The sequence below is a fragment of the Belnapia sp. AC561 genome, assembly GCF_979252845.1.
This window is the reverse complement of sequence record NZ_CEEDBP010000025.1, coordinates 26,948-51,323: the sequence shown is the minus strand read 5'-3', so window position 1 is coordinate 51,323 and position 24,376 is coordinate 26,948. Positions and strand designations below refer to the sequence as shown.

Annotated in this window: 24 protein-coding genes; 21 read left to right on the top strand and 3 right to left on the bottom strand. The window is 71.8% G+C overall.

The features are described 5' to 3' along the window. Positions 1 to 67: 67 nt before the first annotated feature. The 3 genes from AC0IW9_RS19420 to AC0IW9_RS19410 form a co-directional block, all read right to left on the bottom strand. Positions 68 to 379: a putative quinol monooxygenase gene (locus AC0IW9_RS19420; protein ID WP_471649942.1), complete on the bottom strand. Its 312-nt coding sequence runs from the start codon at positions 377 to 379 to the stop codon at positions 68 to 70. Between the two features lie 33 nt (positions 380 to 412). Next, positions 413 to 1,531, bottom strand: coding sequence for an NHL repeat-containing protein (locus tag AC0IW9_RS19415; RefSeq protein WP_471649941.1), 1,119 nt, complete (start codon positions 1,529 to 1,531; stop codon positions 413 to 415). Positions 1,532 to 1,617: 86 nt separating this feature from the next. Then, positions 1,618 to 3,123, bottom strand: a complete 1,506-nt coding sequence (locus AC0IW9_RS19410; protein ID WP_471649940.1) for a coiled-coil domain-containing protein — start codon at positions 3,121 to 3,123, stop codon at positions 1,618 to 1,620. A 179-nt stretch (positions 3,124 to 3,302) separates the two neighbouring features. Here AC0IW9_RS19410 and AC0IW9_RS19405 point away from each other — a divergent pair, with 179 nt between their 5' ends. The 21 genes from AC0IW9_RS19405 (at position 3,303) to rpsO (ending at position 24,207) form a co-directional block, all read left to right on the top strand. After that, complete coding sequence (locus AC0IW9_RS19405; RefSeq protein ID WP_471649939.1) at positions 3,303 to 4,184, top strand: S1C family serine protease; 882 nt, start codon at positions 3,303 to 3,305, stop codon at positions 4,182 to 4,184. After that, the gene (locus tag AC0IW9_RS19400) at positions 4,184 to 4,771 is read left to right on the top strand and encodes a helix-turn-helix transcriptional regulator (protein ID WP_471649938.1); all 588 of its coding nucleotides are present in this window, start codon (positions 4,184 to 4,186) and stop codon (positions 4,769 to 4,771) included. Before AC0IW9_RS19405 ends, AC0IW9_RS19400 begins: the two co-directional genes overlap by 1 nt. Before the next feature lie 7 nt (positions 4,772 to 4,778). Beyond that, complete coding sequence (locus tag AC0IW9_RS19395; protein WP_471649937.1) at positions 4,779 to 5,408, top strand: glutathione S-transferase family protein; 630 nt, start codon at positions 4,779 to 4,781, stop codon at positions 5,406 to 5,408. Positions 5,409 to 5,522: 114 nt separating this feature from the next. Continuing rightward, positions 5,523 to 6,086, top strand: a complete 564-nt coding sequence (gene grpE, locus AC0IW9_RS19390; RefSeq protein WP_471649936.1) for a nucleotide exchange factor GrpE — start codon at positions 5,523 to 5,525, stop codon at positions 6,084 to 6,086. 197 nt (positions 6,087 to 6,283) lie between these two features. Then, positions 6,284 to 8,212, top strand: a complete 1,929-nt coding sequence (dnaK, locus tag AC0IW9_RS19385; RefSeq protein WP_471649935.1) for a molecular chaperone DnaK — start codon at positions 6,284 to 6,286, stop codon at positions 8,210 to 8,212. A gap of 150 nt (positions 8,213 to 8,362) precedes the next feature. Then, the gene (gene dnaJ, locus AC0IW9_RS19380) at positions 8,363 to 9,514 is read left to right on the top strand and encodes a molecular chaperone DnaJ (RefSeq protein WP_471649934.1); all 1,152 of its coding nucleotides are present in this window, start codon (positions 8,363 to 8,365) and stop codon (positions 9,512 to 9,514) included. A gap of 164 nt (positions 9,515 to 9,678) precedes the next feature. Continuing rightward, positions 9,679 to 10,104, top strand: coding sequence for a PRC-barrel domain-containing protein (locus AC0IW9_RS19375; protein WP_471649933.1), 426 nt, complete (start codon positions 9,679 to 9,681; stop codon positions 10,102 to 10,104). Between the two features lie 85 nt (positions 10,105 to 10,189). Further along, a complete protein-coding gene (gene dapB / locus AC0IW9_RS19370) occupies positions 10,190 to 10,939 on the top strand; it encodes a 4-hydroxy-tetrahydrodipicolinate reductase (RefSeq protein WP_471649990.1) in 750 nt (249 codons plus the stop codon). Further along, entirely contained in the window at positions 10,936 to 11,532 is a 597-nt protein-coding gene (locus AC0IW9_RS19365; RefSeq protein ID WP_471649932.1) for a DUF7002 family protein, read from the top strand. The genes dapB and AC0IW9_RS19365 overlap by 4 nt, the downstream gene beginning before the upstream one ends. 135 nt (positions 11,533 to 11,667) lie before the next feature. After that, the gene (gene metK, locus AC0IW9_RS19360) at positions 11,668 to 12,855 is read left to right on the top strand and encodes a methionine adenosyltransferase (protein WP_471649931.1); all 1,188 of its coding nucleotides are present in this window, start codon (positions 11,668 to 11,670) and stop codon (positions 12,853 to 12,855) included. Positions 12,856 to 12,938: 83 nt separating this feature from the next. Next, positions 12,939 to 13,649 carry a tRNA (guanine(46)-N(7))-methyltransferase TrmB gene (gene trmB, locus AC0IW9_RS19355; RefSeq protein WP_471649930.1) on the top strand — a complete coding sequence of 237 codons (711 nt, stop codon included), beginning with the start codon at positions 12,939 to 12,941 and terminating at the stop codon, positions 13,647 to 13,649. 30 nt (positions 13,650 to 13,679) lie between these two features. Then, complete coding sequence (locus AC0IW9_RS19350) at positions 13,680 to 14,822, top strand: homoserine O-acetyltransferase family protein (protein ID WP_471649929.1); 1,143 nt, start codon at positions 13,680 to 13,682, stop codon at positions 14,820 to 14,822. After that, positions 14,761 to 15,933 (top strand): hypothetical protein, encoded by a 1,173-nt coding sequence (locus AC0IW9_RS19345; RefSeq protein WP_471649928.1) that lies wholly within the window; start codon positions 14,761 to 14,763, stop codon positions 15,931 to 15,933. Before AC0IW9_RS19350 ends, AC0IW9_RS19345 begins: the two co-directional genes overlap by 62 nt. A gap of 64 nt (positions 15,934 to 15,997) precedes the next feature. Beyond that, complete coding sequence (rimP, locus tag AC0IW9_RS19340; RefSeq protein WP_471649927.1) at positions 15,998 to 16,630, top strand: ribosome maturation factor RimP; 633 nt, start codon at positions 15,998 to 16,000, stop codon at positions 16,628 to 16,630. A 4-nt stretch (positions 16,631 to 16,634) separates the two neighbouring features. Beyond that, a complete protein-coding gene (gene nusA / locus AC0IW9_RS19335) occupies positions 16,635 to 18,221 on the top strand; it encodes a transcription termination factor NusA (protein ID WP_471649926.1) in 1,587 nt (528 codons plus the stop codon). A 73-nt stretch (positions 18,222 to 18,294) separates the two neighbouring features. Then, a complete protein-coding gene (locus AC0IW9_RS19330; protein ID WP_471649989.1) occupies positions 18,295 to 18,927 on the top strand; it encodes an RNA-binding protein in 633 nt (210 codons plus the stop codon). 108 nt (positions 18,928 to 19,035) lie between these two features. Next, positions 19,036 to 21,858, top strand: coding sequence for a translation initiation factor IF-2 (gene infB / locus AC0IW9_RS19325; protein WP_471649925.1), 2,823 nt, complete (start codon positions 19,036 to 19,038; stop codon positions 21,856 to 21,858). An 86-nt stretch (positions 21,859 to 21,944) separates the two neighbouring features. Then, a complete protein-coding gene (gene rbfA / locus AC0IW9_RS19320; RefSeq protein ID WP_471649924.1) occupies positions 21,945 to 22,412 on the top strand; it encodes a 30S ribosome-binding factor RbfA in 468 nt (155 codons plus the stop codon). Continuing rightward, positions 22,409 to 22,816 carry an acyl-CoA thioesterase gene (locus AC0IW9_RS19315; RefSeq protein ID WP_471649923.1) on the top strand — a complete coding sequence of 136 codons (408 nt, stop codon included), beginning with the start codon at positions 22,409 to 22,411 and terminating at the stop codon, positions 22,814 to 22,816. The genes rbfA and AC0IW9_RS19315 overlap by 4 nt, the downstream gene beginning before the upstream one ends. Beyond that, entirely contained in the window at positions 22,816 to 23,880 is a 1,065-nt protein-coding gene (gene truB, locus AC0IW9_RS19310; RefSeq protein WP_471649922.1) for a tRNA pseudouridine(55) synthase TruB, read from the top strand. Before AC0IW9_RS19315 ends, truB begins: the two co-directional genes overlap by 1 nt. Before the next feature lie 48 nt (positions 23,881 to 23,928). Then, complete coding sequence (gene rpsO / locus AC0IW9_RS19305; RefSeq protein ID WP_471649921.1) at positions 23,929 to 24,207, top strand: 30S ribosomal protein S15; 279 nt, start codon at positions 23,929 to 23,931, stop codon at positions 24,205 to 24,207. Positions 24,208 to 24,376: the final 169 nt, after the last annotated feature.

The following is a 24,376-nucleotide window of genomic DNA, read 5'->3' as shown; positions in this document are numbered from 1 at the left end:
ACTCCCGTGGCCGGCGCTTCGATGGCGCCGGTCCCCAGGCAGCCTACTCCAGGTAGCCTACGCCGAACTAGGCGGCCGGCGTCAGCACATGAATGACCCGGCTCACCAGCAGCTCCTTGGTCTTCGCCGCATAGGCCGCCATGTGCGGCGCCGCACCATGCGCCTTCAGCGCATCGAGGCTTTCCCACTTCTCGATAACGACGAAGGCATCCGGCCCGACCGGCGTCTGGATGCGGCCCATGCCCTCGGCGTCGATCGCCGGGCCGTATTCGATGCAGCCATCCTCGGCATGCACGGCCGCCATGTTGGCGCGGAAATGCCCGAGCACCTCCTCCCGCATGCCGGGCTTGGCGGTGATGATGGCGAGGACATGGATCATGATCTGGACTCTCCCGTTTTGGATTCTGGCAGACTACTGGCGGGGCAATTGGCTGACCAGCCGGAAGCGCTGCGCCCGCTTGCCGGTGTCGACCTCCGTGGTGAAGACATTGCCGCGGCTGTCGACGGCCATGTTGTGGACCCAGTGGAATTCCCCGGCATTGCGCCCGTTTCGCCCGAAGCGCCCGACCAGCGCGCCGCCGGCCCGGTCCAGCAGCCACACCGTGTTGTTCGAGCCATCGGCGGCCAGCAGCACCGATTGCGTCGCATCCGGCAGGAAGTCGAGGTCCCAGACCGAGCCGCTGCCCAGCGTATCCGGCGCGACGACGAATTCCCGCACGAAGCTGCCATCCTTGCGGAAGACCTGCACCCGGTCGTTGGCGCGGTCGCACACATACAGCAGCCCGTCGCGCGCGAGCCGCACGCAATGCACCGGGTTGCGGAAGAAGCGCGCCGGCGCCGTGGCGGAGGCGCCGGGCTGGTAGGGCGGCAGCGCGTCGTCGGCCGGCGGCCGCTCGCCATAGGCGCCCCAGTGGCGCTTGTAGGCGCCGGTCGTCGCATCGAAGACGATGACGCGGCGGTTGCCGTAGCCGTCGGCGACATAGATCTCGTTCGCCGCCGCATCCACCTCGACATCCGCGGGCCGGCCGAGCCGTTCGGTATCGTTGCTGCCGCCGGTCTCGCCCTTCCGGCCGATCTGCAGCAGGAAGCGCCCGTCGCGGGTGAATTTCAGCAGGACATGGTCGTTGTTGCCGTTGCCGGCGATCCAGACATTGTCCTGCGCATCGACATGGATGCCGTGCTCGTTCTCGGGCCAGGACGGGTGATGCCCCGGCCCGCCCCAGGCCTGCACCACGTTGCCGTCCGGGTCGAACTCGATGACCGAGGGTGCCGGGATGCAGCATTCGCTCAGCGGCGGGGTCTGCGCCGCGCCGCGCTCGTCCACCGTCATGGTGCGGGGACGATGGATCACCCAGACATGGTCCCGCGCATCCACCGCGACGCCGGCCGCCTGGCCGATGCCCCAGCGATTCGGCAGCGGCTTCGGCCAGAAGGGATCGACCTGGTATTGCGGTGGTGGGCTGGTAGCTTGCTGGGCCGGCGCGGCGAAAGGCAGCAGCGCCAGGGCGGCCGCGAAAAGCAGGTGACGCATCGGGCTTCCTCCGCCCCCGGTGCGATCCGGGGTTGCCGGAGCCTCGGCGCCCCGGCCACCCCGCGTCAAGCCAAGCCCGCCGCCCCCTATGGCGCGCGGGAGGGCTGCTGCCCGTTGTCCTCGGCCGGGGCATCGGCGGTCGGCCGCGCCCGCTGGCCTTCCCGCCCAAGCCGCTCGGCCAGGTCGCGCAGCGCGCCGCGCTGCTGCTCCAGCCGGGTCTGGCCCTCGGCCAGCTGGCTGGCGAGGTCGGCCCGGCGCCGCTCCATCCCGGCCACCTCGGTCCGCAGCGTCTCCACCTGCTCGCGCAGCCGGGCCTGTTCCTGCCGGCTCGCTTCGGTCGCCTGCCGGGCCTGGCCCTCCACCTCGGTCAGCGCCGCCCGCCGCGTCGCCAGCTCGGCCCCGGCCGCCTGCGCCTCGGCCCGCACCGTCTGCAGGCGGCGCTCCTCGGCGGCGGTGCCGTCGCGCAGCTCGGCGATCCGCCGCTCGGCGGCGCCCACCTCGGCCCGCAGCGCGGTGCTGCGCGCCTCAAGCGCCGTCAGCGCGGTCTGCGCCTGCTCCCGCGCGGTGCCGAGCCGGGTCAGTTCCGCCTGCGCCTGGTCCACCGCGGTCCGTCGCTGCGCCAGGGTCGCCTCGGCGGTGGAGAGCGCCTCCCGTGCCGCGGCCAGCCGCTGCTCGGTGCCGGACAGCTCGGTCGCGCGCTGCTCCAGCGCCTGCACCCGGGTCCCGGCTTCCTCGGCACTGCGGTTGGTGGTGGCCAGCCGTCCCTCGGCCTCGGCCAGGGCGGCGCGGCGTGCCGCCAGCTCGCGCTCGGCCGCCGTGGTATCGGCCCGCAGCGCGGCGATCCGCCGTTCCGCCTCGGTGCCGGCCTGCTGGCGTTCGCCCAGCGCCTGCTGCGCCTGGGCGATGCTGGCGCGCAGCCCCTGCAGCCGGGCTTCCTCCTGGGTGGCGCGCTCCCGCTGGCCGACCAGCTTGCGGTCCTCGCCGGCGACCTCGTCCCGCAGGGTCGCCAGCCGCCGCTCGGTGGTCGCGGCCATGTCGCGCAGCCCGGCCAGCCGGCGCTCCTCCGCCACGGCCCGCTCGCCCAGCGAGGCAACCCGGCCGTCCTGCGCCGCCGCCTGGTCGCGCAGCTCGACCAGCCGGCGCTCGGCCGCCGCGGTCTCGTTCCGCAAGCCGCCGATCCGGGTCTCCGCATCGGCCAGGAAGCCGCGCCGGGTGGTGCTGGTCTGCTCCAGCTCCCCGGCCTGGGCCCGCAGGGTGACCAGCTCGCGCTCGTCATTGGCCAGCCGCTCCCGCAGCCGCCGCGCCTCGGCCTCGGCCGCGCCACGGGACCGCTGCGCCCCGGCCAGCGCTGCCTGGGCCGAGGCCACCCGCGCCTCGATCGCCGACAATTCGCCGGCCGCCCGGCGCTCCGCCGCCAAGGTCGCCTCCAGCTCCGCCACCCGGCCGCGCAGCACCGTGCCGCGCGCCTCGGATTCGGCCAGGCCCCGCTGGAACCCCTGGACCCGCTCGGTCCGCTCGACGGTCAGGCCGCATCCCGCCAGCCCGACCGCCATCGGCAGCACCCACCACCGCGCCAGCTTCGACATCCCCATGGCCCCCGCAAGATCCTGCGCATGGCGCCCAGTTCGGGCCGGCGGGTCAACCGCCAGCGGCGCCATCCGGATCACGTTACCTTTTGCTGGTTACTTTTGGGTACCAAGCCACCCCCCGCCATACGGCGCCCCCCATCTGGCCGATGGCGGGGGCATCCCCACATAAGCAAATATCCGCCATGACCGATCCCTTCTCCCCCCTCGCCGCCTTCTCCGACCAGCTCGCCGCCCTGGCCAGCCTGGGCGCCACCCGCACGGTCGCCGTGCATGGCCGGGATGGCCGCGCCCGCTCCGGCCTGCTCTGGGCCGAGGGCCTGGTGGTCACGGCCGAGGAAGCGCTGGAGCGCGACGACGAGCTGGCCCTGACCCTGCCGGACGGCCGCCAGGTCCCGGCGTCGCTGGCCGGGCGGGACCCCGGCACCGATGTCGCCCTGCTGCGCGCCGAAACCGGCCCGGTCGCCCCGCTGCCCCTGGCCCCGCCCGGGGCGCTGGCCGCCGGCCACCTGCTGCTGGCCATCGGCCGGGGCGAGCATGGCCCGCTGATCGCCTTCGGCCTCGCCACCCAGGTCGGCGGCCCCTGGCGCTCCATGCGCGGCGGCCGGCTGGAACGCCGCATCCAGCTCGGCCTCCGGCTCGACCCGGCGGCGGAGGGCGGTGCCGTGCTCGACCATGCCGGCAGGCTGCTCGGCATGGCCGTCCCCGGCCCGCGCCGCCGGGCCCTCGCCATCCCAGCCGAGACCATCGCCCGCTCGGTCGAGCAGCTCCACAGCCGTGGCCGCATCGCCCGCGGCTACCTCGGCCTCGCCCTGCAGCCGGTCCGGACGGAGGCGCTGCGCGGCCTGATCGTGGTCGGGGCCGATCCGCTGAGCCCGGCCGGCAAGGCCGGCATCCTGCTCGGCGACGTGCTGACCGCCTGGGACGACGCCCCGCTGACCTCGGTGCGGGAGATGCTGGCCCGGCTGGACCATGACAGCGTCGGGATCGACGTGACGCTTGACCTTGTCCGCGGCGGCCGGCCCCTGCGCCTGGCCGTCCGCATCGGTGAAAGGGCCGCCGCCTGATGCCGCTCGCCCTCCTCGACCGCCGCCCCGCCGCGGCGGCCCCCGGCCTCGCGGTGCTGCTGCGCAGCGCCGAGCCCGGCCTCGCCACGCGCTTCGCCCGGCTGTCCGGCATCCGCCTGGTGGAGGATGCCGCCGATGCCGCCGTGCAGGTGACGGACCAGGCCGCCGCCCCCGGCGGCCCGCCCAGCCTGGTGCTGGCCGAGGGCGCCCCGGCCCTGGCCGCCCTGCGCGCCGGCGCCCGCGCCGTCCTGCCGCCGGATGCCGCCCCGGCCGAGCTCGCCGCGGCCATCGCCGCCGTCTCCCGCGGCCTGGCCGTGCTGCCGCCGGCCCTGCTCGCCGGCCTGCTCGGCCCCAACCTGTCTGGTCCAGGCCGGGAGGCTCCGGTCGAGGCCGGGCTGACCCGGCGGGAGCGGGAGGTGCTGGACCTGCTGGCCGCCGGCGCCTCCAACAAGGTCATCGCCCGCCGCCTCGGCCTGTCCTTCCACACCGCCAAGGCGCATGTCGCTGCGGTGCTGCAGAAGCTGGGCGCCGGCAGCCGGGCCGATGCGGTGGCGCGGGGGGCGCGGGCCGGGCTCGTGCTGCTATAAGGGCGGCATGATCCAGGTCCACCACCTCAACAACTCCCGCTCCCAGCGCATCCTCTGGCTGCTGGAGGAGCTCGGCCTCCCCTACGAGGTCATCCGCTACGAGCGCGACCCGGCGACCATGCTGGCCCCGCCCGAGCTCAAGCGCATCCATCCGCTCGGCAAGTCGCCGGTCATCGTGGAGGATGGCGAGGTGCTGGCCGAGACCGCCGCCATCGCGGAATACCTGCTGGAGCGCCATGGCGCCGGCCGGCTCGCCCCCGCCCCCGGCACGCCCCACTACCGCCGCTTCCGCTACTGGATGCACTTCGCCGAGGGGTCCGCCATGACCCCGCTGCTGGTGAAGCTCTACCTGATGCGCGTGGGCGACGCCGCCGCCCCGGTCCTCGCCCGCATCGACGGCAACCTCGCCGCCATGCTGGACTACCTGGAGGCCGAGGTGACGCGCGACGGTCATTTCGCCGGCCCCGACTTCACCGCCGCCGATGTGATGATGAGCTTCCCGCTGGAAGCCGCGACCCAGCGCGGCGGGCTGGACGGGAGCCGCCCGGCGCTGTTCGGCCTGCTCCGCCGCCTGCAATCCCGCCCGGCCTATCGCCGCGCGCTGGAGCGCGGCGGCCCCTATGCCTATGCGAGCTAGCCGCCCCCTTGGCCGAAAGCGCCGCCACCCGGTTGCCCTGGCGGGCCGCAGAGACTACCTGCACGGCTGAACGGTCCCGCCCCCGGGGCCATCCCTTATGATGATATGGCAGGCATGAGCGATCCATCCGAGCTTCCGCCGGACAGCGCCCCGGCGGATGACACCATCCTTGAGCAATCCCCCGAAACCAACCCGGCCGAGCGCATCGCCGCCCTCGAGGCCGAGGTCGCCCAGCTGCGCGACCGCTGGCTGCGCTCCGAGGCGGATGCGCAGAACCTCCGCGCCCGCACCCAGCGCGAGGTGGCGGATGCCCGCAACTACGCCATCCAGAAATTCGCCGGCGACGTGGTGGAGGCCGCGCAGAACCTCCGCCGCGGCCTGGACAGCCTGCCGCCCGCGAAGGACGGCGAGGACCCGCTGCTGGTGAAGCTGCGGGAAGGCTTCGAGGGCGTGGAGCGCAGCTTCATCAGCCTGCTGGAGCGCAACGGCATCGTCCGCAAGGAAGCCCAGGGCCAGCCCTTCGACGCCGAATTCCACCAGGCGATGGCCGAGCAGCCGGCGCCCGAGGGCGTCGCCCCCGGCACCGTCATCCAGGCCTGGACCCCGGCCTGGACCCTGAACGGCCGCCTGCTGAAGCCGGCGATGGTCGTGGTTGCGGCGGGTGGTCCCGCCAGCTAGGCCAGCCGCCTAAAATTGCAGCAGTTGCGCCCCGGGGGCTTGTCCCGGGTGCAGCGCAGCCATAAATCCGGGTCCGTCGGTGGCATGTCCGCCCCCGGCATTCCCATCCGAAGATGCCCGGCCCCGCCGGGTGGTTTTGGGGACGAGCGCGGTGCCTGTTTCGGGCCGCCCCCGCCCGCCGCAGAGGAGAGTTTTGGATGAGCAAGGTTATCGGTATCGATCTGGGTACGACCAACTCCTGCGTCGCCATCATGGAAGGCAAGGAGACCCGCGTCATCGAGAATGCCGAGGGCGCCCGTACCACGCCCTCCATGGTCGCCTTCGCCAAGAACGGCGAACGCCTCGTCGGCCAGAGCGCCAAGCGCCAAGCCGTGACCAACCCGAACAACACGCTCTACGCGGTGAAGCGCCTGATCGGCCGCCGCTTCGACGACCCGGTCGTCAACAAGGACATCGGCCTCGTCCCCTACAAGATCGCCCGCAGCGATGATGGCGCGGCCTGGGTCGAGGTGGACGGCAAGAAGTATCCGCCGCAGCAGATCAGCGCCGACATCCTGACCAAGATGAAGGAGACGGCCGAGGCCTACCTGGGTGAGAAGGTGACCCAGGCGGTCATCACCGTCCCGGCCTACTTCAACGACGCCCAGCGCCAGGCGACCAAGGAAGCCGGCGTGATCGCCGGGCTCGAGGTCCTGCGCATCATCAACGAGCCGACCGCGGCCGCGCTCGCCTATGGCATGGACCAGAAGAAGTCCGGCACGATCGCGGTCTACGACCTCGGCGGCGGCACCTTCGACGTTTCCGTGCTCGAGATCGGCGACGGCGTCTTCGAGGTGAAGTCCACCAACGGCGACACCTTCCTCGGTGGCGAGGACTTCGATGCCCGCATCATCGACTACCTCGCCGATGAGTTCAAAAAGGAGCAGGGCATCGACCTGCGCGGCGACAAGCTCGCGCTGCAGCGCCTGAAGGAAGCCGCCGAGAAGGCCAAGATCGAGCTCTCCTCCGCGCGGGAGACCGAGGTCAACCTGCCCTTCATCACCGCCGATGCCTCCGGCCCCAAGCACCTCGTCATGAAGGTGACGCGCGCCAAGCTGGAAGCCCTGGTCGACGACCTGATCCAGCGGACGCTCGGCCCGTGCCGCAGCGCGCTGAAGGATGCCGGCCTTTCCGCCGGCGAGATCGACGAGGTGATCCTGGTCGGCGGCATGACCCGCATGCCCAAGGTCATCGAGGCGGTGAAGCAGTTCTTCGGCAAGGACCCCGCCCGCAACGTCAACCCGGACGAGGTCGTCGCCATCGGCGCCGCGATCCAGGGCGGCGTGCTGAAGGGTGAGGTGAAGGACGTCCTGCTGCTCGACGTGACCCCGCTGTCGCTGGGCATCGAGACGCTGGGCGGCGTTTTCACCCGGCTGATCGACCGCAACACCACCATCCCGACCAAGAAGTCCCAGGTCTTCTCCACCGCCGACGACAACCAGACGGCGGTGACGATCAAGGTCTTCCAGGGCGAGCGGGAGATGGCCTCCGACAACAAGCTGCTGGGCAACTTCGACCTGAAGGAGATCCCGCCGGCGCCGCGCGGGGTGCCGCAGATCGAGGTGACCTTCGACATCGACGCCAACGGCATCGTGAGCGTCCAGGCGAAGGACAAGGCGACCGGCAAGGAGCAGCAGATCAAGATCCAGGCCCGCTCCGGCCTGTCGGACAGCGACATCGAGCGGATGGTCAAGGAAGCCGAGGCGAATGCCGAGGCCGACAAGAAGCGCCGCGAGACCGTCGAGGCCCGCAACGGCCTGGAGGCGCTGGTCCACAGCTCCGAGAAGACCATCAAGGACAATGCCGACAAGGTCGGCCCGTCCGAGAAGGCCGAGGTCGAGGCTGCCATCGCCACCGCCAAGACGGCGCTGGAAGGCGGCGAGCTGGAGGCCATCCGCAGCGCCTCCGAAGCGCTGTCGCAGGCGTCGATGAAGATCGGCGAGGCGATGTACAAGGCGCAGCAGGCGGCCGAGCAGCAGGCCGGCGCGGCCGGCGGCGGTGCCGCCCCGGGCGGCCCCGGCGCATCCGACAAGGTGGTGGACGCCGACTTCGAGGAAGTCGACCCCTCCAAGAAGAAGCCCGGCTAAGCGAGGCGCGCGCCCGGGGCGAACCCCCGGGCGCGGCTTTTGCAAGAGCCAGCCGGCCCAACTTCGGTTGGACCTGTCGGATCGCGGGCCCACGGGAGATCCCCGTTGGGCCTTTTGCGCTGAACCTCTTCAGGGGAAATCGCCCCGGCCATGGCGAAGCGGGATTATTACGAAATACTGGGCGTCTCGCGTGAGGCGACCGAGGACGACCTGAAGAAGGCCTATCGCAAGCAGGCGATGGCCTATCACCCTGACCGCAACCAGGGTGACAAGGACGCGGAGGCCAAGTTCAAGGACGTGAACGAGGCCTACGACGTCCTGAAGGATGGCGAGAAGCGCGCCGCCTACGACCGCTTCGGCCATGCCGCCTTCGAGGGCGGCGGCGGTGGCGGCGGGGGTGGCGGCAATCCCTTCGGCGCCGGCTTCGAGGATATCTTCGAGGAGATGTTCGGCCGCTTCGGCGGCGGTCGCGGCGGTGGCGGCAACGGCCGTCGCCAGGCGGCCGGCCGCGGTGCCGATCTCCGCACCGCGGTCGAGATCGGCCTCGAGGAAGCCTTCGCCGGCGTCAAGAAGACGGTCCGCGTGCCCAGCAGCGTCTCCTGCGAGGCCTGCTCCGGCACCGGCGCCGAGGCCGGCTCCGCCGCGGCGCAGACCTGCCCGACCTGCCAGGGTGCCGGCAAGGTCCGCGCCCAGCAGGGCTTCTTCCTGATCGAGCGCACCTGCCCGACCTGCTCGGGCTCGGGCCGCATCATCAAGAATCCCTGCAAGGTCTGCCAGGGCGCCGGCCGGGTGCAGCGGGACCGCAACCTATCCGTCAGCATCCCCGCCGGCGTCGAGGACGGCACCCGCATCCGCCTGTCGGGCGAAGGCGAGGCCGGGCTGCGCGGCTCGCCGGCCGGCGACCTCTACGTGGATGTCGCCATTCGCCAGCACCCGCTGTTCCAGCGCGACGGCGCCAATATCTTCGTCCGGGTTCCCTTGCGGATGACCCAGGCGACGCTCGGCGGCGCGGTCGAGGTGCCGGTGGTCGATGGTGGCCGCGCCCGCGTCACCATCCCGGCCGGCACCCAGGCGGGGGACCAGTTCCGCCTGCGCGGCAAGGGCTTCTCCGTCCTCCGCAGTGCCGCACGGGGCGACATGTACGTGCAGGTCTCGGTCGAGACCCCGCAGAACCTGTCGAAGCGGCAGCGGGAGCTGCTGGAGGAATTCGAGGCCGAGGCGGAGAAGGGTGGCCGCAGCAGCCCGGAAAGCGAAGGCTTCTTCGCCAAGGTCAAGGAATTCTGGGACGGCCTGGCGCGCTGAGCGCCGGCCGCTTCCGGCCTTTCCCGGCGGGGAACTCCCCCCAGCCCGGCTCGTTGTGCCCATGACCGCCGTCTAATCCCCCCATCGGCGGTCATGGCAGGCGGCGGTGCGCACTTGGTCCCACCGCATCGCCGCCCGCCCCCCCCTCAATGAGGAGATTTGGTATGGCCATGCGCGAGAGCGGCGTGCCGGAAGCCTCCGTTGCGCCCGGCGCCGCGGTTGCCATCGAGGAAACCGCCCAGCTGATCGCCGCCGGCAAGGTCGGCGGCACCCCCGTCTACAACCGCCATGCCGAGCGCCTGGGCACGGTCGAGGACGTGATGCTCGACAAGCGCAGTGGCCGCGTCGCCTATGCGGTGATGAGCTTCGGCGGCTTCCTCGGCATCGGCGAGCGCTACCATCCGCTGCCCTGGTCCATGCTGAACTACGACGTGGACCTCGGCGGCTACCTGGTGGACCTCGACCGCGACCGGCTGGAAGGCGCCCCGAGCTATGCCGCCAGCGAGGAGATGGACTGGGCCGACAACAACTTCGGCAAGCGCGTCTCCGACTACTACGGCGTCCGCCCCTATTGGGCCGAGGTGCCCTGAGCTTAGACCGGGGCGCCCTGAGCACCGTCTGGACGAGCGGGGGCCTGGCGCCCTAGACCCGGTGGCGACACGCCACCGGACAGGGATCTCAGCCATGGCCATCCGCATCGGCATCGCCGGCATCGCCGGCCGCATGGGCCAATTGCTGTCCGAAGAAGTGGCCGCCGCCGGTGCCACCCTGGCTGGCGGCAGCGCCCGCGGCGATGACCCCGCGGCCCTGTTCGCCGCCAGCGACGTGGTCATCGATTTCACCCATGCCAGCGCCGCCGAGGCCCATGCCGCCGCCGCGGCTACTGCCGGAAAGGCCCTCATCCTCGGCTCCTCCGGCCTCGATGCCGCGCAGGAGGCCGCCGTGGCTGCCGCCGCCCGGCAGGTCCCCATCGTCTATGCCGCCAATTTCGCCCCCGGGGTGAACCTGTTCCTGGCGCTGGCCGAACGCATGGCCGCCGCCCTGCCCGGTGCCGACTACGATGCCGAGATCGTCGAGATGCATCACCGGCAGAAGGTCGATGCCCCCTCCGGCACCGCCGTCGCCCTCGGCCGCGCCGTCGCCCGCGGCCGCGGCACCACGCTGGAAGCGGCCGGCCAGGAAAGCGGGCGGGACGGCCATACCGGCGCCCGCGGCACCGGCACCATCGGCTTCGCCGCGCTCCGCGGCGGCCAGGTCGTCGGCGAGCATACCCTGCTCTTCGCCGCCGCCTCCGAGCATATCGGCCTGACCCATCGCAGCTTCGACCGCCGGGTCTATGCGACGGGTGCGGTCCGCGCCGCGCTCTGGGCCGCCGGCCGGGCGCCCGGGCTGTTCGACATGAAGCATGTGCTGGGCATGGCGTGACGGCAGGCTTCGCCGCCCGCTTCCCCCTGCTGTTCCACGTGACGGAGCGCAGCGCGCTCCCCTCCATCGCACGGCACGGCCTGCTCTCGGCCGCGGGCCTTGCCCGGCTGCTCGGCGCCACGCCCGACCTCGGCGCCAACCGCGGCGGCTGGACCCGCCTGGCCACGCCGGCGGGCGAGGCCCTGCTGCGCCGCCAGGGCATGCCGGATGCGGCGCTGGCCAGCCGGCTCGATCCCGCCATCGCCCTCGCCGACTGGCGCCGCTTCATCAATGCCCAGGTCTTCCTCTTCCCCGCCGAGGCCGCCGCCTGGCGCCTGCTGCGGGCCGAGCCGGGGCGCGACCAGGCCGTGCTCGCCTTCCCCACCGCGGCGCTGCTCGCGGCCGGCTGCGCCCTGTGCGTCTGCCGCTTCAACAACGGCTTCATCGACCGCAGCCCGCCCGGCCGCCGGCGGCTGCGCGCCTTCGCCGACTACCGCCCCATCGCCGCATGGCAGGGCGGGCCGGCCCCGCGCGAGGTGACGGTCGCGGGCGGCATCCCGGCCGGCACGCCCTTCACCCTCCGGACCGATCCAGGCCCGCTCGCCGTTTCGTAAGTTGCCGGCCGGTTGCCTTGCCCGCCTGTGGCTTGACCCCCCGCTTGGTGCCTGCGACACACGCCCGCCCCCATCCGGGGTCAGCCAGGCCGGGGTTTGCCGGACCATCCCCCGCGACAAGAGGCAAACCACGCCATGCGCGACAAAGGTGAATACCTTTTCACGTCCGAATCCGTGTCCGAAGGCCATCCCGACAAGGTCGCCGACCGGATCTCCGACACGGTGCTCGACACCTTCCTGGCGGCAGACCCCTATGCCCGGGTCGCCTGCGAGACGCTGGTCACCACCAACCGCATCGTCCTCGCGGGCGAGGTGCGTGGCCCGGAGGCCATCACCTCGGACCTGCTGATCCACAATGCCCGGATGGCCGTGAAGGACATCGGCTACGAGCAGGACGGCTTCCACTGGCAGAACGCCCATGTGGAATGCCACCTGCACGCCCAGTCCGCCCATATCGCCCAGGGCGTGGACGCGGCCGGCAACAAGGATGAAGGCGCCGGCGACCAGGGCATCATGTTCGGCTACGCCACGCGCGAGACGCCCGAGCTGATGCCCGCGCCGCTCTACTACGCCCACGGCATCCTGCGCCGCATCAAGGAGCTGCGTTCGATCGGCGACAAGCGCGTCGCCGGGCTGCTGCCGGATGCGAAGAGCCAGGTCACCCTGCGCTACGTCGACGGCAAGCCGGTCGGCTGCACCAGCGTCGTCGTCTCGACCCAGCACGAGGAGCACCTCGAGCAGGCCGAGATCAAGGCCATGCTGCGGCCGCTGCTGACCGAGCTGCTGCCCGCCGGCTGGAACGTCCCGGACGAGGAGTTCTACGTGAACCCGACCGGCAAGTTCGTCATCGGCGGGCCCGACGGCGACTGCGGCCTGACCGGGCGCAAGATCATCGTCGATACCTACGGCGGCGCGGCCCCGCACGGCGGCGGCGCCTTCTCCGGCAAGGACCCGACCAAGGTCGACCGCTCGGCCGCCTATGCCGCGCGCTACGTGGCGAAGAACGTCGTCGCCGCCGGCCTGTCGGACAAGTGCACCATCCAGGTGTCCTATGCCATCGGCGTGGCCAAGCCGCTCTCGGTCTATTTCGACCTGCACGGCACCGGCAAGGACGTGGACGAGGGCAAGCTGGCCAAGGTGATCGACGGGCTGGTCAACCTCTCGCCCCGCGGCATCCGCGAGCACCTGCACCTGAACCGGCCGATCTACGGAATCACCAGCGCCTATGGCCATTTCGGCCGGACGCCGGACCCGGAGAAGGGCACCTTCACTTGGGAGAAGACCGACCTGGTGGACGAGCTGAAGCGCGCCTTCAATCGTTGAAGTCAAACGCTGACTCCAGCTTTACCGCTGGCCTTGGGGGGTGGCGCCATGCCACCCCCCCTTTTTTTGTCGGGAACACGCCGATGACCGCCGACCGCCCGCCGCTCGCCGAAGGCATCCCGGACCGTCTCTATGGCCGCCGCCGCAGCCATCCGCTGCGGCCGCGCCAGCAGCGCCTGCTGGACGAGACCCTGCCCCGCCTGCGCCTGTCGCTCGCCGAGGCCGCCGACCCGCTGGCCGCCTTCGCCATGCCGGATGCGCCGTTGTGGCTGGAAGTCGGCTTCGGCGGCGGCGAGCACAGCCTGGCGCAGATCGCCGCCAATCCCGGCGTCGCCTATATCGCCTCCGAAGTCTTCGAGAACGGGCTCTGCTCCCTCCTCACCCATCTGGTGCCCGAGGGTGCCGAGGCGACCGGCCCGCTGCCCGGCAACCTCCGGCTCTGGCCGCAGGATGCCCGCCACCTGCTGAACGCCCTGCCGGAGGCCTGCCTCGACCGGCTGTTCCTGCTGTTCCCGGATCCCTGGCCGAAGTCCCGCCACGCCAAGCGCCGCTTCGTCAATCCGGCGATGCTGCCGCTGGTCGCCCGGGTGCTGCGGCCGGGCGCCACCTGGCGCATCGCCTCGGACGACCCGACCTACCAGGACTGGGTCGCGGAGGTGCTGGCGAACCAGCCCTTCTTCGAGGTGCCCGCCCCGGCGACCGCCCGCCCCGAGGCCTGGCCCGGCACCCGCTACGAGGCCAAGGCCCTGCGGGAGGGCCGCAGCCCGTTGTACTGGAGCGTGACGCGGCTCTAGGCTTCCCCAAAACCCAGGGGAAACGCCGCCATGGCCATCGACCGCCGCACCGCCCTCGCCATGCCGATTGCCGTGCCCCTGGCGCTCGCCGCCCGCCCCGCCGCCGCCTCCCCGCTCGATGCGGTCGAGAGCCGCTTCGCCGAGCTCGGCACCCTGCCCCTGCAGTCCGGCGCCAGCCTGCCGGAGGCCCGCCTCGCCTATGAATCCTACGGCACGCTGAATGCCGCCGGGACCAACGCCATCCTCATCACCCATGGCTATACCAGCAGCCACCACGCCGCCGGCCGCTACGCCCCGGGCAAGGCCCCGGCCGGCGTGGCGGAGAATGCCCCGGGCAGCTGGGACCTGATGATCGGCCCCGGCAAGCCGATCGACACCGACCGCTTCTTCGTCGTCTCCTCCAACATGCTGGGCTCCGCCTACGGCTCCACTGCGCCCGCCAGCCGCAACCCGGCCACCGGCCAGCCCTATGGCCCGGACTTCCCGGCGATCACCGTGGTCGACATCATCACCGCCCAGCGGCGGATGCTGGCCCGGCTCGGGGTGAAGCACCTGGTCGCGGTGATGGGCACCTCCTATGGCGGCTACCAAGCCTTCCAATGGGCGGTGACCTATCCGGACGACATGAAGGCCGTCATCTGCGTCAATACCGCGCCCAAGGGCAGCGGCGACCAGCGCCAGACTGAGGCGCTGATCGCCCGCCTCGCCGAGGACCCCAACTGGAACGGCGGCCGCTACTACGCCAATGGCGGCATCACCCGGATCCTGACCGGCATCCGCGTCGCCACCCTGAAGAATTACGGGATCGAGGCGCAGGTCGGCCCCAGATTCCCCGACCCGGCCGCGCGGGAGGCCGAGATCCGCCGCCTCGCCACCCCCTGGGCCCAGGCCTTCGACGGCAATTCCCTGGTCACCCTGCGCCGCGCCGCGGTGGATTTCGATGCGCAGAAGGATTTCGCCCGGATCAAGGCCAAGGTACTCTATGCCCTCACCACCACCGACCGGCTCTTCCCGCCCAGCATCGCCCCGGCGGTGATGCAGCGGCTCGCCGAGGCCAAGGTGGATGCCAGCTTCTTCGAAATCCGCAACGAGTTCGGGCATATCGGCGCCAATGTGGACAGCCCGGACTGGGTCCCGACCCTCGCGGCCTTCATGGCCAAGGCCAGCGCCTAGGCATTGGCTGGCGGGCCTGCTCGCCGGCCTTCTCGCCTGTCCCGCCACCGCCCAGCCGGCGCCGCCCTACAACCGCATCTACCCCCTGCAGGGCGGCCTCGCCCACGTCCCGGTCGAGGCCACCCCCGGCGCCGAGTACCAGGTCCAGGCCGAGGCCGGCGCCGTCGTCCGTCCCTGGGGCCCGGCCGAGCCGGATGGCACCCTCCACCTTCCCCCCGGCGGCTGGTACCGCCTGATCCGCCGCGACGCGGTCGGCGAGGCCGAGGCGCTCGGCCACCGCTTCGCCGCCGGCCTGGTCATCCTCGTCACCGGCCAGTCCCAGGCCTCCGCCGTCTTCGCCGATGGCCCGGCCGTCTCCGGCGCCTTCCCGCCGGAGGCCGGCGACCCGCCGGCGCCGCCCATCGCCGCCCTGCTCCACCATTGCGAGGGCCGCCCCGGCTGCGGTGCCGATGGCACGACCTGGACCGAGGTCGGCGACCGCCTCGGCGCCCGGGCCCTGCTGGCCGAGCTCGCCCGCCGGCTCGGCCCCGGCCTCCCCCTCGCCCTGGCCAATACCGCCTGGGGTGGCGCCAGCGCCGCCGACCTCGCGGACCCGGACAGCCCCGCCGGCCGCAACCTCCGCCGCATCGCCGCGGCCGCCGCCCCGGCCTCGGCCGCGCTCATCCTCGCCCATGGCACCACGGATGCCTTCCTCGGCACCCCGGGTGAGGATTACGCGGCCCGCATGGCGACCGTGGTCGCGGCGATGCGGGCGACGGGCGCCCCCGCCATGCCGGTGCTGATCGCCCCGCTCTCGCCCCTGCTGGGGCAGACCCGGCTGCTCGGCAGCGGCACCCTCGCCACCTGGCTGCTGCCCTGGGACAGCACGGTGCCGGCCGCCGCCCCCAACCTCGCCCGCCGGCTGCCGCTGGACCCGCGGGCGGAGGCCGGGGCCGCCGCCATCCGGCAGGCCCAGGACCGGCTGCGCCAGGACCTCGGCCTGCGCCGCGGCGGCGGCATGGCCGGCGTCACCCCCGGCCTCGACGGCGTCCACTGGACCGCCCGCGGCCTCCGCCTCGCCGCCCGGGAGGCCGCCGCCGCCCTCGCCGTGGCGCTCGGCACGCCACCATGATGCTTGCGACCCGCTTTCCCGAGGCCTATAGTCACTCGACTTTCACCATCCGAGCTTTAGGGGGGTGGCCTTCACGGGCCGCCTTTTTTGTTTTTTGACCGTAGAACGTCCGCAGCACGAGGGCCTCGAGGCCCGCATCGCCAATGCCATCGCGCCCACGATCGAGCACATGGGCTATGAGCTCGTGCGCGTGCAGGTCAGCGGCAAGGAACGCCCGGTGGTGCAGATCATGGCCGACCGCGCCGATGGCGCCGCCTTCCGGGTGCAGGACTGCGAGGCGATCAGCCACGCCGTCGGCGCCGTGCTGGACGTGGAAGACCCGATCAAGAACGAATGGGCGCTGGAGGTCTCCTCCCCCGGCATCGACCGGCCGCTGACCCGCGCCAAGGACTGGAATGCCTACGCCGGCCACCTGGCGCAGCTCGAGCTGACCATCCCCCAGGATGGCCGCAAGAAGTTCCGCGGCATGGTGCTCGGCGCCGATGCCGAGACCGCCCGCATGAAGCTCGAGGACGGCGGCGCCGAGCTGACCGTCGCCCGCAGCAATATCCGCCGCGCCAAGCTGGTCCTGACCGATGCGCTGATCGCTGCCACCGCGGCCGCGGCGGGCCTGCCGGACCAGGATGGGCTCGGCGAGGACGACGACGAGGAGGATGCCTCATCCTCCGATGCCCCCACCCCAGCGACGAGGAACTGACGCCATGGCCGTCGACATCACCATCGCGCGTCCGGAACTGCTGCAGGTTGCCGACGCCGTCGCCCGCGAGAAGATGATCGAGCGGGACGAGGTGCTCGAGGCGATGGAGCAGGCCATCCAGAAGGCCGGCCGCGCCAAGTACGGCCACGAGAAGGACATCCGCGCGGTCATCGACAAGCGCAACGGCGAGGTCCGCCTGTCCCGCTGGACCGAAGTCGTGGAGCAGGAGCCGGTCGAGAACGAGGCGACCCAGCTTCCCCTCCGCATCGCCCAGAAGTTCAAGCCCGGCATCAAGGTCGGCGAGTTCATCATCGACCCGCTGCCGCCGATCGACTTCGGCCGCATCGCCGCGCAGACCGCCAAGCAGGTGATCGTGCAGCGGGTGCGGGAGGTCGAGCGCAAGAAGCAGTTCGACGAATACAAGGACCGCGTCGGCGAGGTGCTGAACGGCGTCGTCAAGCGCACCGAATACGGCAACCTCATGGTCGACCTCGGCCGGGCCGAGGCGCTGCTGCGGCGCGACGAGACCATCCCGCGCGAGGCCTTCAAGAACGGCGACCGCGTCCGCGCCTATATCTACGACGTGCGGGAGGAACCGCGCGGCCCCCAGATCTTCCTGTCGCGCACCCATCCCGGCTTCCTGGCCAAGCTCTTCGCCCAGGAAGTGCCGGAGATCTACGACGGCATCATCGAGATCAAGGCGGTCGCCCGCGACCCCGGCTCGCGCGCCAAGATGGCGGTCATCAGCCGGGATTCCAGCATCGACCCGGTCGGCGCCTGCGTCGGCATGCGCGGCAGCCGCGTCCAGGCGGTGGTGCAGGAACTCCAGGGCGAGAAGATCGACATCATTCCCTGGTCGCCGCACAACGCCACCTTCGTGGTGAATGCCCTGGCCCCGGCCGAGGTGACCAAGGTGGTGCTGGACGACGAGGCCCGGCGGGTTGAAGTCGTCGTGCCGGATGACCAATTGTCGCTTGCCATCGGGCGCCGCGGCCAGAATGTCCGCCTCGCCTCCCAGCTCACCCGCTGGGACATCGACATCCTGACCGAGGCCGAGGAATCGGAGCGCCGGCAGGAGGAATTCCGCAAGCGCAGCGGTCTCTTCGTCGAAGCGCTGGATGTGGACGACGTCATCGCCGGGTTGCTCGTGACCGAGGGGTTCACCTCGGTCGAGGACATCATCTCGGTCGAGGACGAGGAACTGGCCGGCATCGAGGGCTTCGACGAAAGCGTCTCGGCCGAGCTGAAGCGGCGGGCCGAGGCCTTCCTGGAACGACGGGACGTGGAACTGGATACCAAGCGGCAGGAATTGGGCGTCGAGGATGCGGTTGCCGAAATCGGCGGCTTCAGCCCCTCGCAGCTCGTCGCGCTGGGCGAGAAGGGCGTGAAGTCGCTGGACGACCTCGCCGACCTCGCCTCCGACGAGCTGATCGAGATCATCGGCGCCGATGCGATGGACGAGGACACGGCGAATGCCGTGATCATGGCGGCGCGCGAGCATTGGTTCGCCACCGAGGACGGCGATGCGGCGGAAGCCGGCGATACGGCACCGGCTGGGGATGAGACAAATGACCGCGGCCCCCCAGCATGAGCCCGCACCGCCGGTAGCGACCGGACCCGACCTCCTCCCCGACCCGGCCACCCTCGTGGCCCCGGCCGAGGAGATCGACGAGCCCGAGACAGGCCCGCTGCGCCGCTGCATGGTGACGCGCGAGAGCCTGCCGAAGGAAGCGATGATCCGCTTCGTGCTCGATCCCGAGCGCGTTGTCGTGCCCGACCTCGCCGGCCGCCTGCCAGGGCGGGGAATGTGGTTGTCCGCCAGGACCGATGTGTTAGAACGCGCCCTGAAGCGCGGCGCCTTCGCAAGGGCGGCGCGCGGAACGGTGCAACTGCCCCCCGACCTTCGCGCACGGATCGAGGACGGCCTGAAGCGCCGGCTTCGTGATCTTGTCGGCTTTGCCCGGCGGGGCGGCCAGGCCGTCTGCGGCCGGGAAGCGGTGCGTGAATGGATGCAGTCCGGCAAGGCCGGTCTGTTGGTGGAGGCATCGGACGGCAGCCCGAACGAAAGGGCCCGGCTGGTCGGCAACCGGGGCTTCCGCGTGGTGGCCCCCCTGCCGGCCGAAATGCTTGGCGGCGTCTTCGGACGCGACCATGCGGTGCATGTGGCCATCGCGCCGGGCCGGCTGGCGGATTCCATCCAGGTGGAAGCCACCAGGCTGGCCGGCATGAGCGAGGCACCGGCGCCACCCGCCGCGACGCCGCGGCGCAAGGGTCCACCGAAGGGCGGACCTGACTAAGGCAGCCGGGCGCGTCGCACGCGCCGGTTGGGTTTTCTGGAACATCCCTGACGGGTATGTTCCCAGGCATACGTAATGACGTCAGACGGATCGGGTTCGGATCAACGCATGAGTGACCAGAACGACCAGGATGCGGCCAAGAGCCGGCTGAGCCTTCGGCCCGCCGGTGGCCGACTGGAACTGGGCAAGACGGTGGATGCAGGCAGCGTCCGCCAGAGCTTCAGCCATGGCCGCAGCAAGACCGTCCAGGTCGAGGTGGTGAAGAAGCGCGTCGTCACCCCGGGCACCCGCCCGGTGGTGGTGCCGCCGCCCCAGACCACGGCCCCGACCATCGGCAACCGCCTGCCGAGCCCGCCCACCACGGGCCGCCCCGCGGGCAGCGCCCCGGCGCGCGGCGCCCAGCCCTCCGCCGGCCGCCCGCTGACCCAGGCCGAGCTGGCCACCCGCCAGCGCGTGCTGGAGGAGCAGCGCCGCCTGGAGGCCCAGCGCCAGCGCGAGGAACGCGAGCGTCAGGCGCTCATGGTCCGCTCCGCCGCCGAGGAGGCCCGCCGCCGCGAGGAGGAGGAGCGCCGCGAGGCCGAGGAGGCCGCCGCCCGCGCCATCGAGGAAGCGCGCGAGCGCGCCGAGGAGGAGGCCCGCGCCGCCGCCGAGGCCAAGAAGGCCGCGATCGCCGCCATCGTCGCCCCGCCGCCGGATACCGGCGACGAGGACGAGCCGGCGCCGCAGCAGACGCCGCAGACCCCGGCCGCCGCCGTCGCGGCAGCCGCCGCCGCGGCCGCGGCCCGGGCGCGCCAGCAGTCCGTCACGCCGGCCCAGGTGGCCGCCGCGCGGCGCCCGGCCGGCACCCCGGCACCCGCCGCCCCGGCCGCCCCCGGCACGCCGGCCGCGAAGCTCTCGCTCCGCGCCCGCACCGCCGAGGAGGAGGACGAGGCACGCCGTGCCGCCGCCCGCCGTCCCGGCGGCGCCGTGGTCCCGGCGAAGAAGCCGGCCATTCCCGCGGTCAAGAAGAGCCTCGGCCAGGGTGACCGCCGCGCCGGCGGCCGCATCGACGTCCAGGCCGCGATCGAGGGCGAGGACGACCGCAGCCGTTCCATCGCCTCCATGCGCCGGGCCCGCGAACGCGAGCGCCGCCAGCAGGAGCTCGCCCGCCTCCGCGCCGGCACGGAGCGCGTGGTGCGCGACGTGGTGGTGCCCGAGACGATCACCGTCCAGGAACTCGCCAACCGCATGGCCGCCCGTGGCGGCGAGGTGGTGAAGGCGCTGTTCCGCATGGGCGTCATGGCGACGCTGACGCAGAGCATCGATGCCGACACGGCCGAGTTGATCGTCCAGGAGTTCGGCCACCGCATCAAGCGCGTCGCCGACAGCGACGTCGAGATCGGCATCGAGGGCGCGACCGACGCCGAGGCGGACATGCTGCCGCGGCCGCCGGTCGTGACCATCATGGGCCACGTCGACCACGGCAAGACCAGCCTGCTCGATGCCCTGCGCAAGGCGGATGTCGCGGCCCACGAGGCCGGCGGCATCACCCAGCACATCGGCGCCTATCAGGTGACGGTGCCCGACGGCAGCCGCGTGACCTTCATCGACACGCCCGGCCACGCCGCCTTCACCGCCATGCGCTCGCGCGGCGCCTCGGTCACGGACATGGTCGTGCTGGTCGTCGCGGCGGATGACGGCGTCATGCCGCAGACCATCGAGGCCATCAACCACGCCAAGGCCGCGAATGTCCCGATCATCGTCGCCATCAACAAGATCGACAAGGAAGGCGTCCGGCCCGAGCGCGTGAAGCAGGAACTCCTGCAGCACGAGATCGTGGTCGAGAGCCTCGGCGGCGACACGCAGGAGATCGAGGTCTCGGCGACGCAGAAGATCGGCCTCGACCGCCTGCTCGAAGCCATCACCCTGCAGGCCGAGGTGCTGGACCTGAAGGCCAACCCGAACCGGGCGGCCGAAGGCACGGTCATCGAGAGCCGGCTGGACCGCGGCCGCGGCCCGGTCGCCACGGTGCTGGTCCAGAAGGGCACGCTGCATACCGGCGACATCGTCGTGGCCGGCTCCGAATGGGGCCGCGTCCGGGCGATGCTCGACGACAAGGGCCGCCAGCTCAAGACCGCCGGCCCGAGCCAGCCGATGGAGATCCTCGGCCTCTCGGCCGTCCCCAGCGCCGGCGAGAATTTCGTCGCGGTGGAGAACGAGCTGCAGGCCAAGGAGATCTCCGAGTTCCGGCAGCGCCGCGCCCGCGACCAGGCCTCGGCGGCGACCACCGCCGGCCGCGGCACGCTGGCCGAGATGCTCGCCCGGGTTCAGCTCGGCGTGCAGAAGGAAGTGGCGGTCGTCGTCAAGGCCGACGTGCAGGGCTCCGCCGAGGCCATCGGCGTGACCCTGGGCAAGCTGGGCAACGACGAGGTGAAGGTCCGCGTGCTGCACAGCGCGGTGGGCCAGATCACCGAATCCGACATCCAGCTCGCCAAGGCCTCCGGCGCCGTGGTCGTCGCCTTCAACGTCCGCGCCACCAACCAGGCGCGCGACATGGCGCAGCGCGACGGCGTCGACATCCGCTACTACAGCATCATCTACGAGGTCTCGGACGACATCGAGAAGCTGTACAAGGGCAAGCTCGCCCCGGTGCAGCGCGAGAAGTTCCTGGGCTATGCGCAGATCCTGCAGGTCTTCGAGGTCAAGCGGATCGGCAACGTCGCCGGCTGCCGGATCACCGAGGGCATCGTCAAGCGCGGCGCCGGCGTCCGCCTGCTGCGCGACGGCGTGGTCATCCACCAGGGCGAGCTTTCGACCCTGCGGCGCTTCAAGGACGATGTCCGCGAAGTGGCCAATGGCTACGAATGCGGCATGAGCTTCGCCAACTACAACGACATCAAGGTCGACGACCAGATCGAGTGTTACGAAGTGGAGATGGTGGCCGCCACCTAGGCGGCGCCGCCTCTCCGGTCATTCCCGGGGCGCGGTGCTGCAAGGCACCGCGCCCTTCGCTTTTTCCAAGGGTCCAACCCCCCACCATGTCGCCTTCCAAATCGAGACATGCCGCTCCCGCGGCCGGCCCTTCCCAGCGCCAGCTGCGCGTGGCGGAGGAAGTCCGCCACGCGCTGTCGATCGTCTTCTCCCGCGCCGAATTCCGCGACCCCGACCTCTTCGACCTGCATGTGACGGTGACCGAGGTCCGGGCCTCGCCCGACCTCAAGCACATGACCGCCTTCGTCAGCGGCCTCGGCAAGGAATTGCCGGAAGCCCAGCTCAAGGCGCTGCGCCGGGTCGCGCCCTGGCTGCGGACCCAGGTGGCGAAGTCGGTCCGGCTGCGCACGGCGCCCGACATCCACTTCCAGCCGGATACCGCGCTCGACTACGCCATGCACATCGACAAGGTGATGCGCCAGCCGGAGGTCGCCCGCGACCTCGGCCCGAAGGCGCCCGAAGCGCCGGCCGACGCCCCGGCCGACGCCCCGGCCGACGCCCCGGCCGACGAATGAGCGAGCCCGCGCCCGCCACCGCCCTGCCGCCTTCGGCCCAGCCCAAGATCCGCACCATCGCCATGCCGGCGGATACCAACCCGGCCGGCGATATCTTCGGCGGCTGGCTGATGTCGCAGATGGACCTCGCCGCCGGCAGTGCCGCCGCGCAGCGCAGCCGCGGCCGCTGCGCCACCGTGGCGGTGGAGGCGATGAGCTTCCACGGCCCGGTCAAGGTAGGCGACGAGGTCAGCCTTTATGCCGAGATCGTCGGCACCGGCCGCACTTCTCTCCGCATCCGGGTCGAGGCCTGGCGCCGCTGCCGGGAATTCGACGTCACGCTGCGCGTGACCTCCGCCATCTTCACCTTCGTGGCGCTCGACGCCGCCGGCCGGCCCCGCCCGGTCCCTCCAGAGGCTCCCTGATGTCCACCGACGACACGACCAAGCCGGCGATCGACCTGACCCGGGGCGAGGAGCCCCGCGGCGAGCGGCCGCGCGGCGGCAAGCCCCAGCACGGCCGCAAGCCGCACCACCGCCAGCACAAGAAGCCGAAGGGCAAGGTGATCGACGGCTGGCTCATCATCGACAAGCCCTCCGGCCTCGGCTCCACCGATGTGGTGACGCGCCTCAAGCGCGCCTTCGATGCGCAGAAATGCGGCCATGGCGGCACGCTCGACCCGCTGGCGACCGGCGTGCTGCCGATCGCCTTCGGCACCGCGACCAAGACCGTGCCCTATGTGATGGACGGCACGAAGTCCTACCGCTTCACCCTGCGCTTCGGCGACCTGCGCGATACCGACGATGCCGATGGCACCACCATCGAAACCTCGGAGGCCCGCCCGACCGACGACCAGATCCGCGCTGCCCTGCCCGCCTTCATCGGCGACATCATGCAGGTCCCGCCGATCTATTCCGCCATCAAGCTCGGCGGCGAGCGCGCCTATGACCTGGCCCGCGACGGCCAACTGGTGGAGCTCCAGCCCCGCCCCGCCCGCGTCGACCGGTTCGAGCTGGAAAGCCGGCCGGACGCCGATACCGCGATCTTCTTCGTCGAGAGCGGCAAGGGCGTCTACATGCGCTCCCTCGCCCGGGACCTCGCCAAAGCCTGCGGCACCGTCGGGCATATCGCCGCGCTGCGCCGCATGCGGGTCGGCCCCTTCCACGAGCACACCGCGATTCCGCTGGACAAGCTCTGCGGTTCCAGCGATATCCCGCCCCCTTCCCCGGACCTCCTCCTTCCCGTGGCGACCGCGCTGGCCGACATCCCGGCACTGGCCCTCACGGAGGCGGAAGCCATGCGGCTCGGACAAGGCCAGGCCTTCAGCCTGGTCGATCTCATGGGCCGCATTCCGGACGCCGCGAACCCCAACGGGGGTCTCGTGCGCGCCATGGCGGGGGAACGGTTCGTGGGGCTCTGCCGCCTGGACTCCGGCCTGATGAAGGCGGAGCGCTTGGTGTCGCAGGAAGGTCTGCAACCGGTTGGCTGAACGCCGCCGATCCCCCTGACGGGGGCGGCCAATACGGAGAACAACCCGATGTCGACCAATACCATGACCGCCGAGCGCCGCGCGGCGCTCATCACCCAATATGCCACCAAGCCCGGCGATACCGGCAGCCCGGAAGTGCAGATCGCCCTGCTGTCCGAGCGCATCTCCGGCCTGACCGAGCACCTCAAGATCCACGCCAAGGACTTCCACAGCCGGCGCGGCCTGCTGGTGCTGGTCGGCCAGCGCCGTGGCCTGCTGGACTACCTGAAGGCGAAGAACCGCGGCCGCTACGACACGCTGATCGCCAGCCTCGGCCTGCGCCGCTAAAGACCGGGACCGCGAGGAGGCCCGGCCGGGGTCCCGCATCCCGGCCGGCGCCTTCCTCGCGTCTTCACGGACCGGTGGCCCCGATCCTTCGGATGCAGGGCTGCCGGGGCATCCCGGCCTTCCGGATATGCCCCGTATTTGTCCTGGACAGCAGAATTCCATGGCAATC

What these genes read in the sequence shown, in the direction of transcription:
- metK (WP_471649931.1), top strand. Translation starts at nt 11,668, where the DNA reads ATGCGCGACAAAGGTGAATACCTTTTCACGTCCGAATCCGTGTCCGAA.
- infB (WP_471649925.1), top strand. Translation starts at nt 19,036, where the DNA reads ATGAGTGACCAGAACGACCAGGATGCGGCCAAGAGCCGGCTGAGCCTT.
- AC0IW9_RS19410 (WP_471649940.1), bottom strand. Translation starts at nt 3,123, where the DNA reads ATGGGGATGTCGAAGCTGGCGCGGTGGTGGGTGCTGCCGATGGCGGTC.
- rpsO (WP_471649921.1), top strand. Translation starts at nt 23,929, where the DNA reads ATGTCGACCAATACCATGACCGCCGAGCGCCGCGCGGCGCTCATCACC.
- AC0IW9_RS19420 (WP_471649942.1), bottom strand. Translation starts at nt 379, where the DNA reads ATGATCCATGTCCTCGCCATCATCACCGCCAAGCCCGGCATGCGGGAG.
- truB (WP_471649922.1), top strand. Translation starts at nt 22,816, where the DNA reads ATGTCCACCGACGACACGACCAAGCCGGCGATCGACCTGACCCGGGGC.
- trmB (WP_471649930.1), top strand. Translation starts at nt 12,939, where the DNA reads ATGACCGCCGACCGCCCGCCGCTCGCCGAAGGCATCCCGGACCGTCTC.
- AC0IW9_RS19315 (WP_471649923.1), top strand. Translation starts at nt 22,409, where the DNA reads ATGAGCGAGCCCGCGCCCGCCACCGCCCTGCCGCCTTCGGCCCAGCCC.
- AC0IW9_RS19350 (WP_471649929.1), top strand. Translation starts at nt 13,680, where the DNA reads ATGGCCATCGACCGCCGCACCGCCCTCGCCATGCCGATTGCCGTGCCC.
- nusA (WP_471649926.1), top strand. Translation starts at nt 16,635, where the DNA reads ATGGCCGTCGACATCACCATCGCGCGTCCGGAACTGCTGCAGGTTGCC.
- AC0IW9_RS19345 (WP_471649928.1), top strand. Translation starts at nt 14,761, where the DNA reads ATGTGGACAGCCCGGACTGGGTCCCGACCCTCGCGGCCTTCATGGCCA.
- rbfA (WP_471649924.1), top strand. Translation starts at nt 21,945, where the DNA reads ATGTCGCCTTCCAAATCGAGACATGCCGCTCCCGCGGCCGGCCCTTCC.
- grpE (WP_471649936.1), top strand. Translation starts at nt 5,523, where the DNA reads ATGAGCGATCCATCCGAGCTTCCGCCGGACAGCGCCCCGGCGGATGAC.
- AC0IW9_RS19400 (WP_471649938.1), top strand. Translation starts at nt 4,184, where the DNA reads ATGCCGCTCGCCCTCCTCGACCGCCGCCCCGCCGCGGCGGCCCCCGGC.
- dnaK (WP_471649935.1), top strand. Translation starts at nt 6,284, where the DNA reads ATGAGCAAGGTTATCGGTATCGATCTGGGTACGACCAACTCCTGCGTC.
- AC0IW9_RS19415 (WP_471649941.1), bottom strand. Translation starts at nt 1,531, where the DNA reads ATGCGTCACCTGCTTTTCGCGGCCGCCCTGGCGCTGCTGCCTTTCGCC.
- dnaJ (WP_471649934.1), top strand. Translation starts at nt 8,363, where the DNA reads ATGGCGAAGCGGGATTATTACGAAATACTGGGCGTCTCGCGTGAGGCG.
- AC0IW9_RS19405 (WP_471649939.1), top strand. Translation starts at nt 3,303, where the DNA reads ATGACCGATCCCTTCTCCCCCCTCGCCGCCTTCTCCGACCAGCTCGCC.
- AC0IW9_RS19395 (WP_471649937.1), top strand. Translation starts at nt 4,779, where the DNA reads ATGATCCAGGTCCACCACCTCAACAACTCCCGCTCCCAGCGCATCCTC.
- AC0IW9_RS19375 (WP_471649933.1), top strand. Translation starts at nt 9,679, where the DNA reads ATGGCCATGCGCGAGAGCGGCGTGCCGGAAGCCTCCGTTGCGCCCGGC.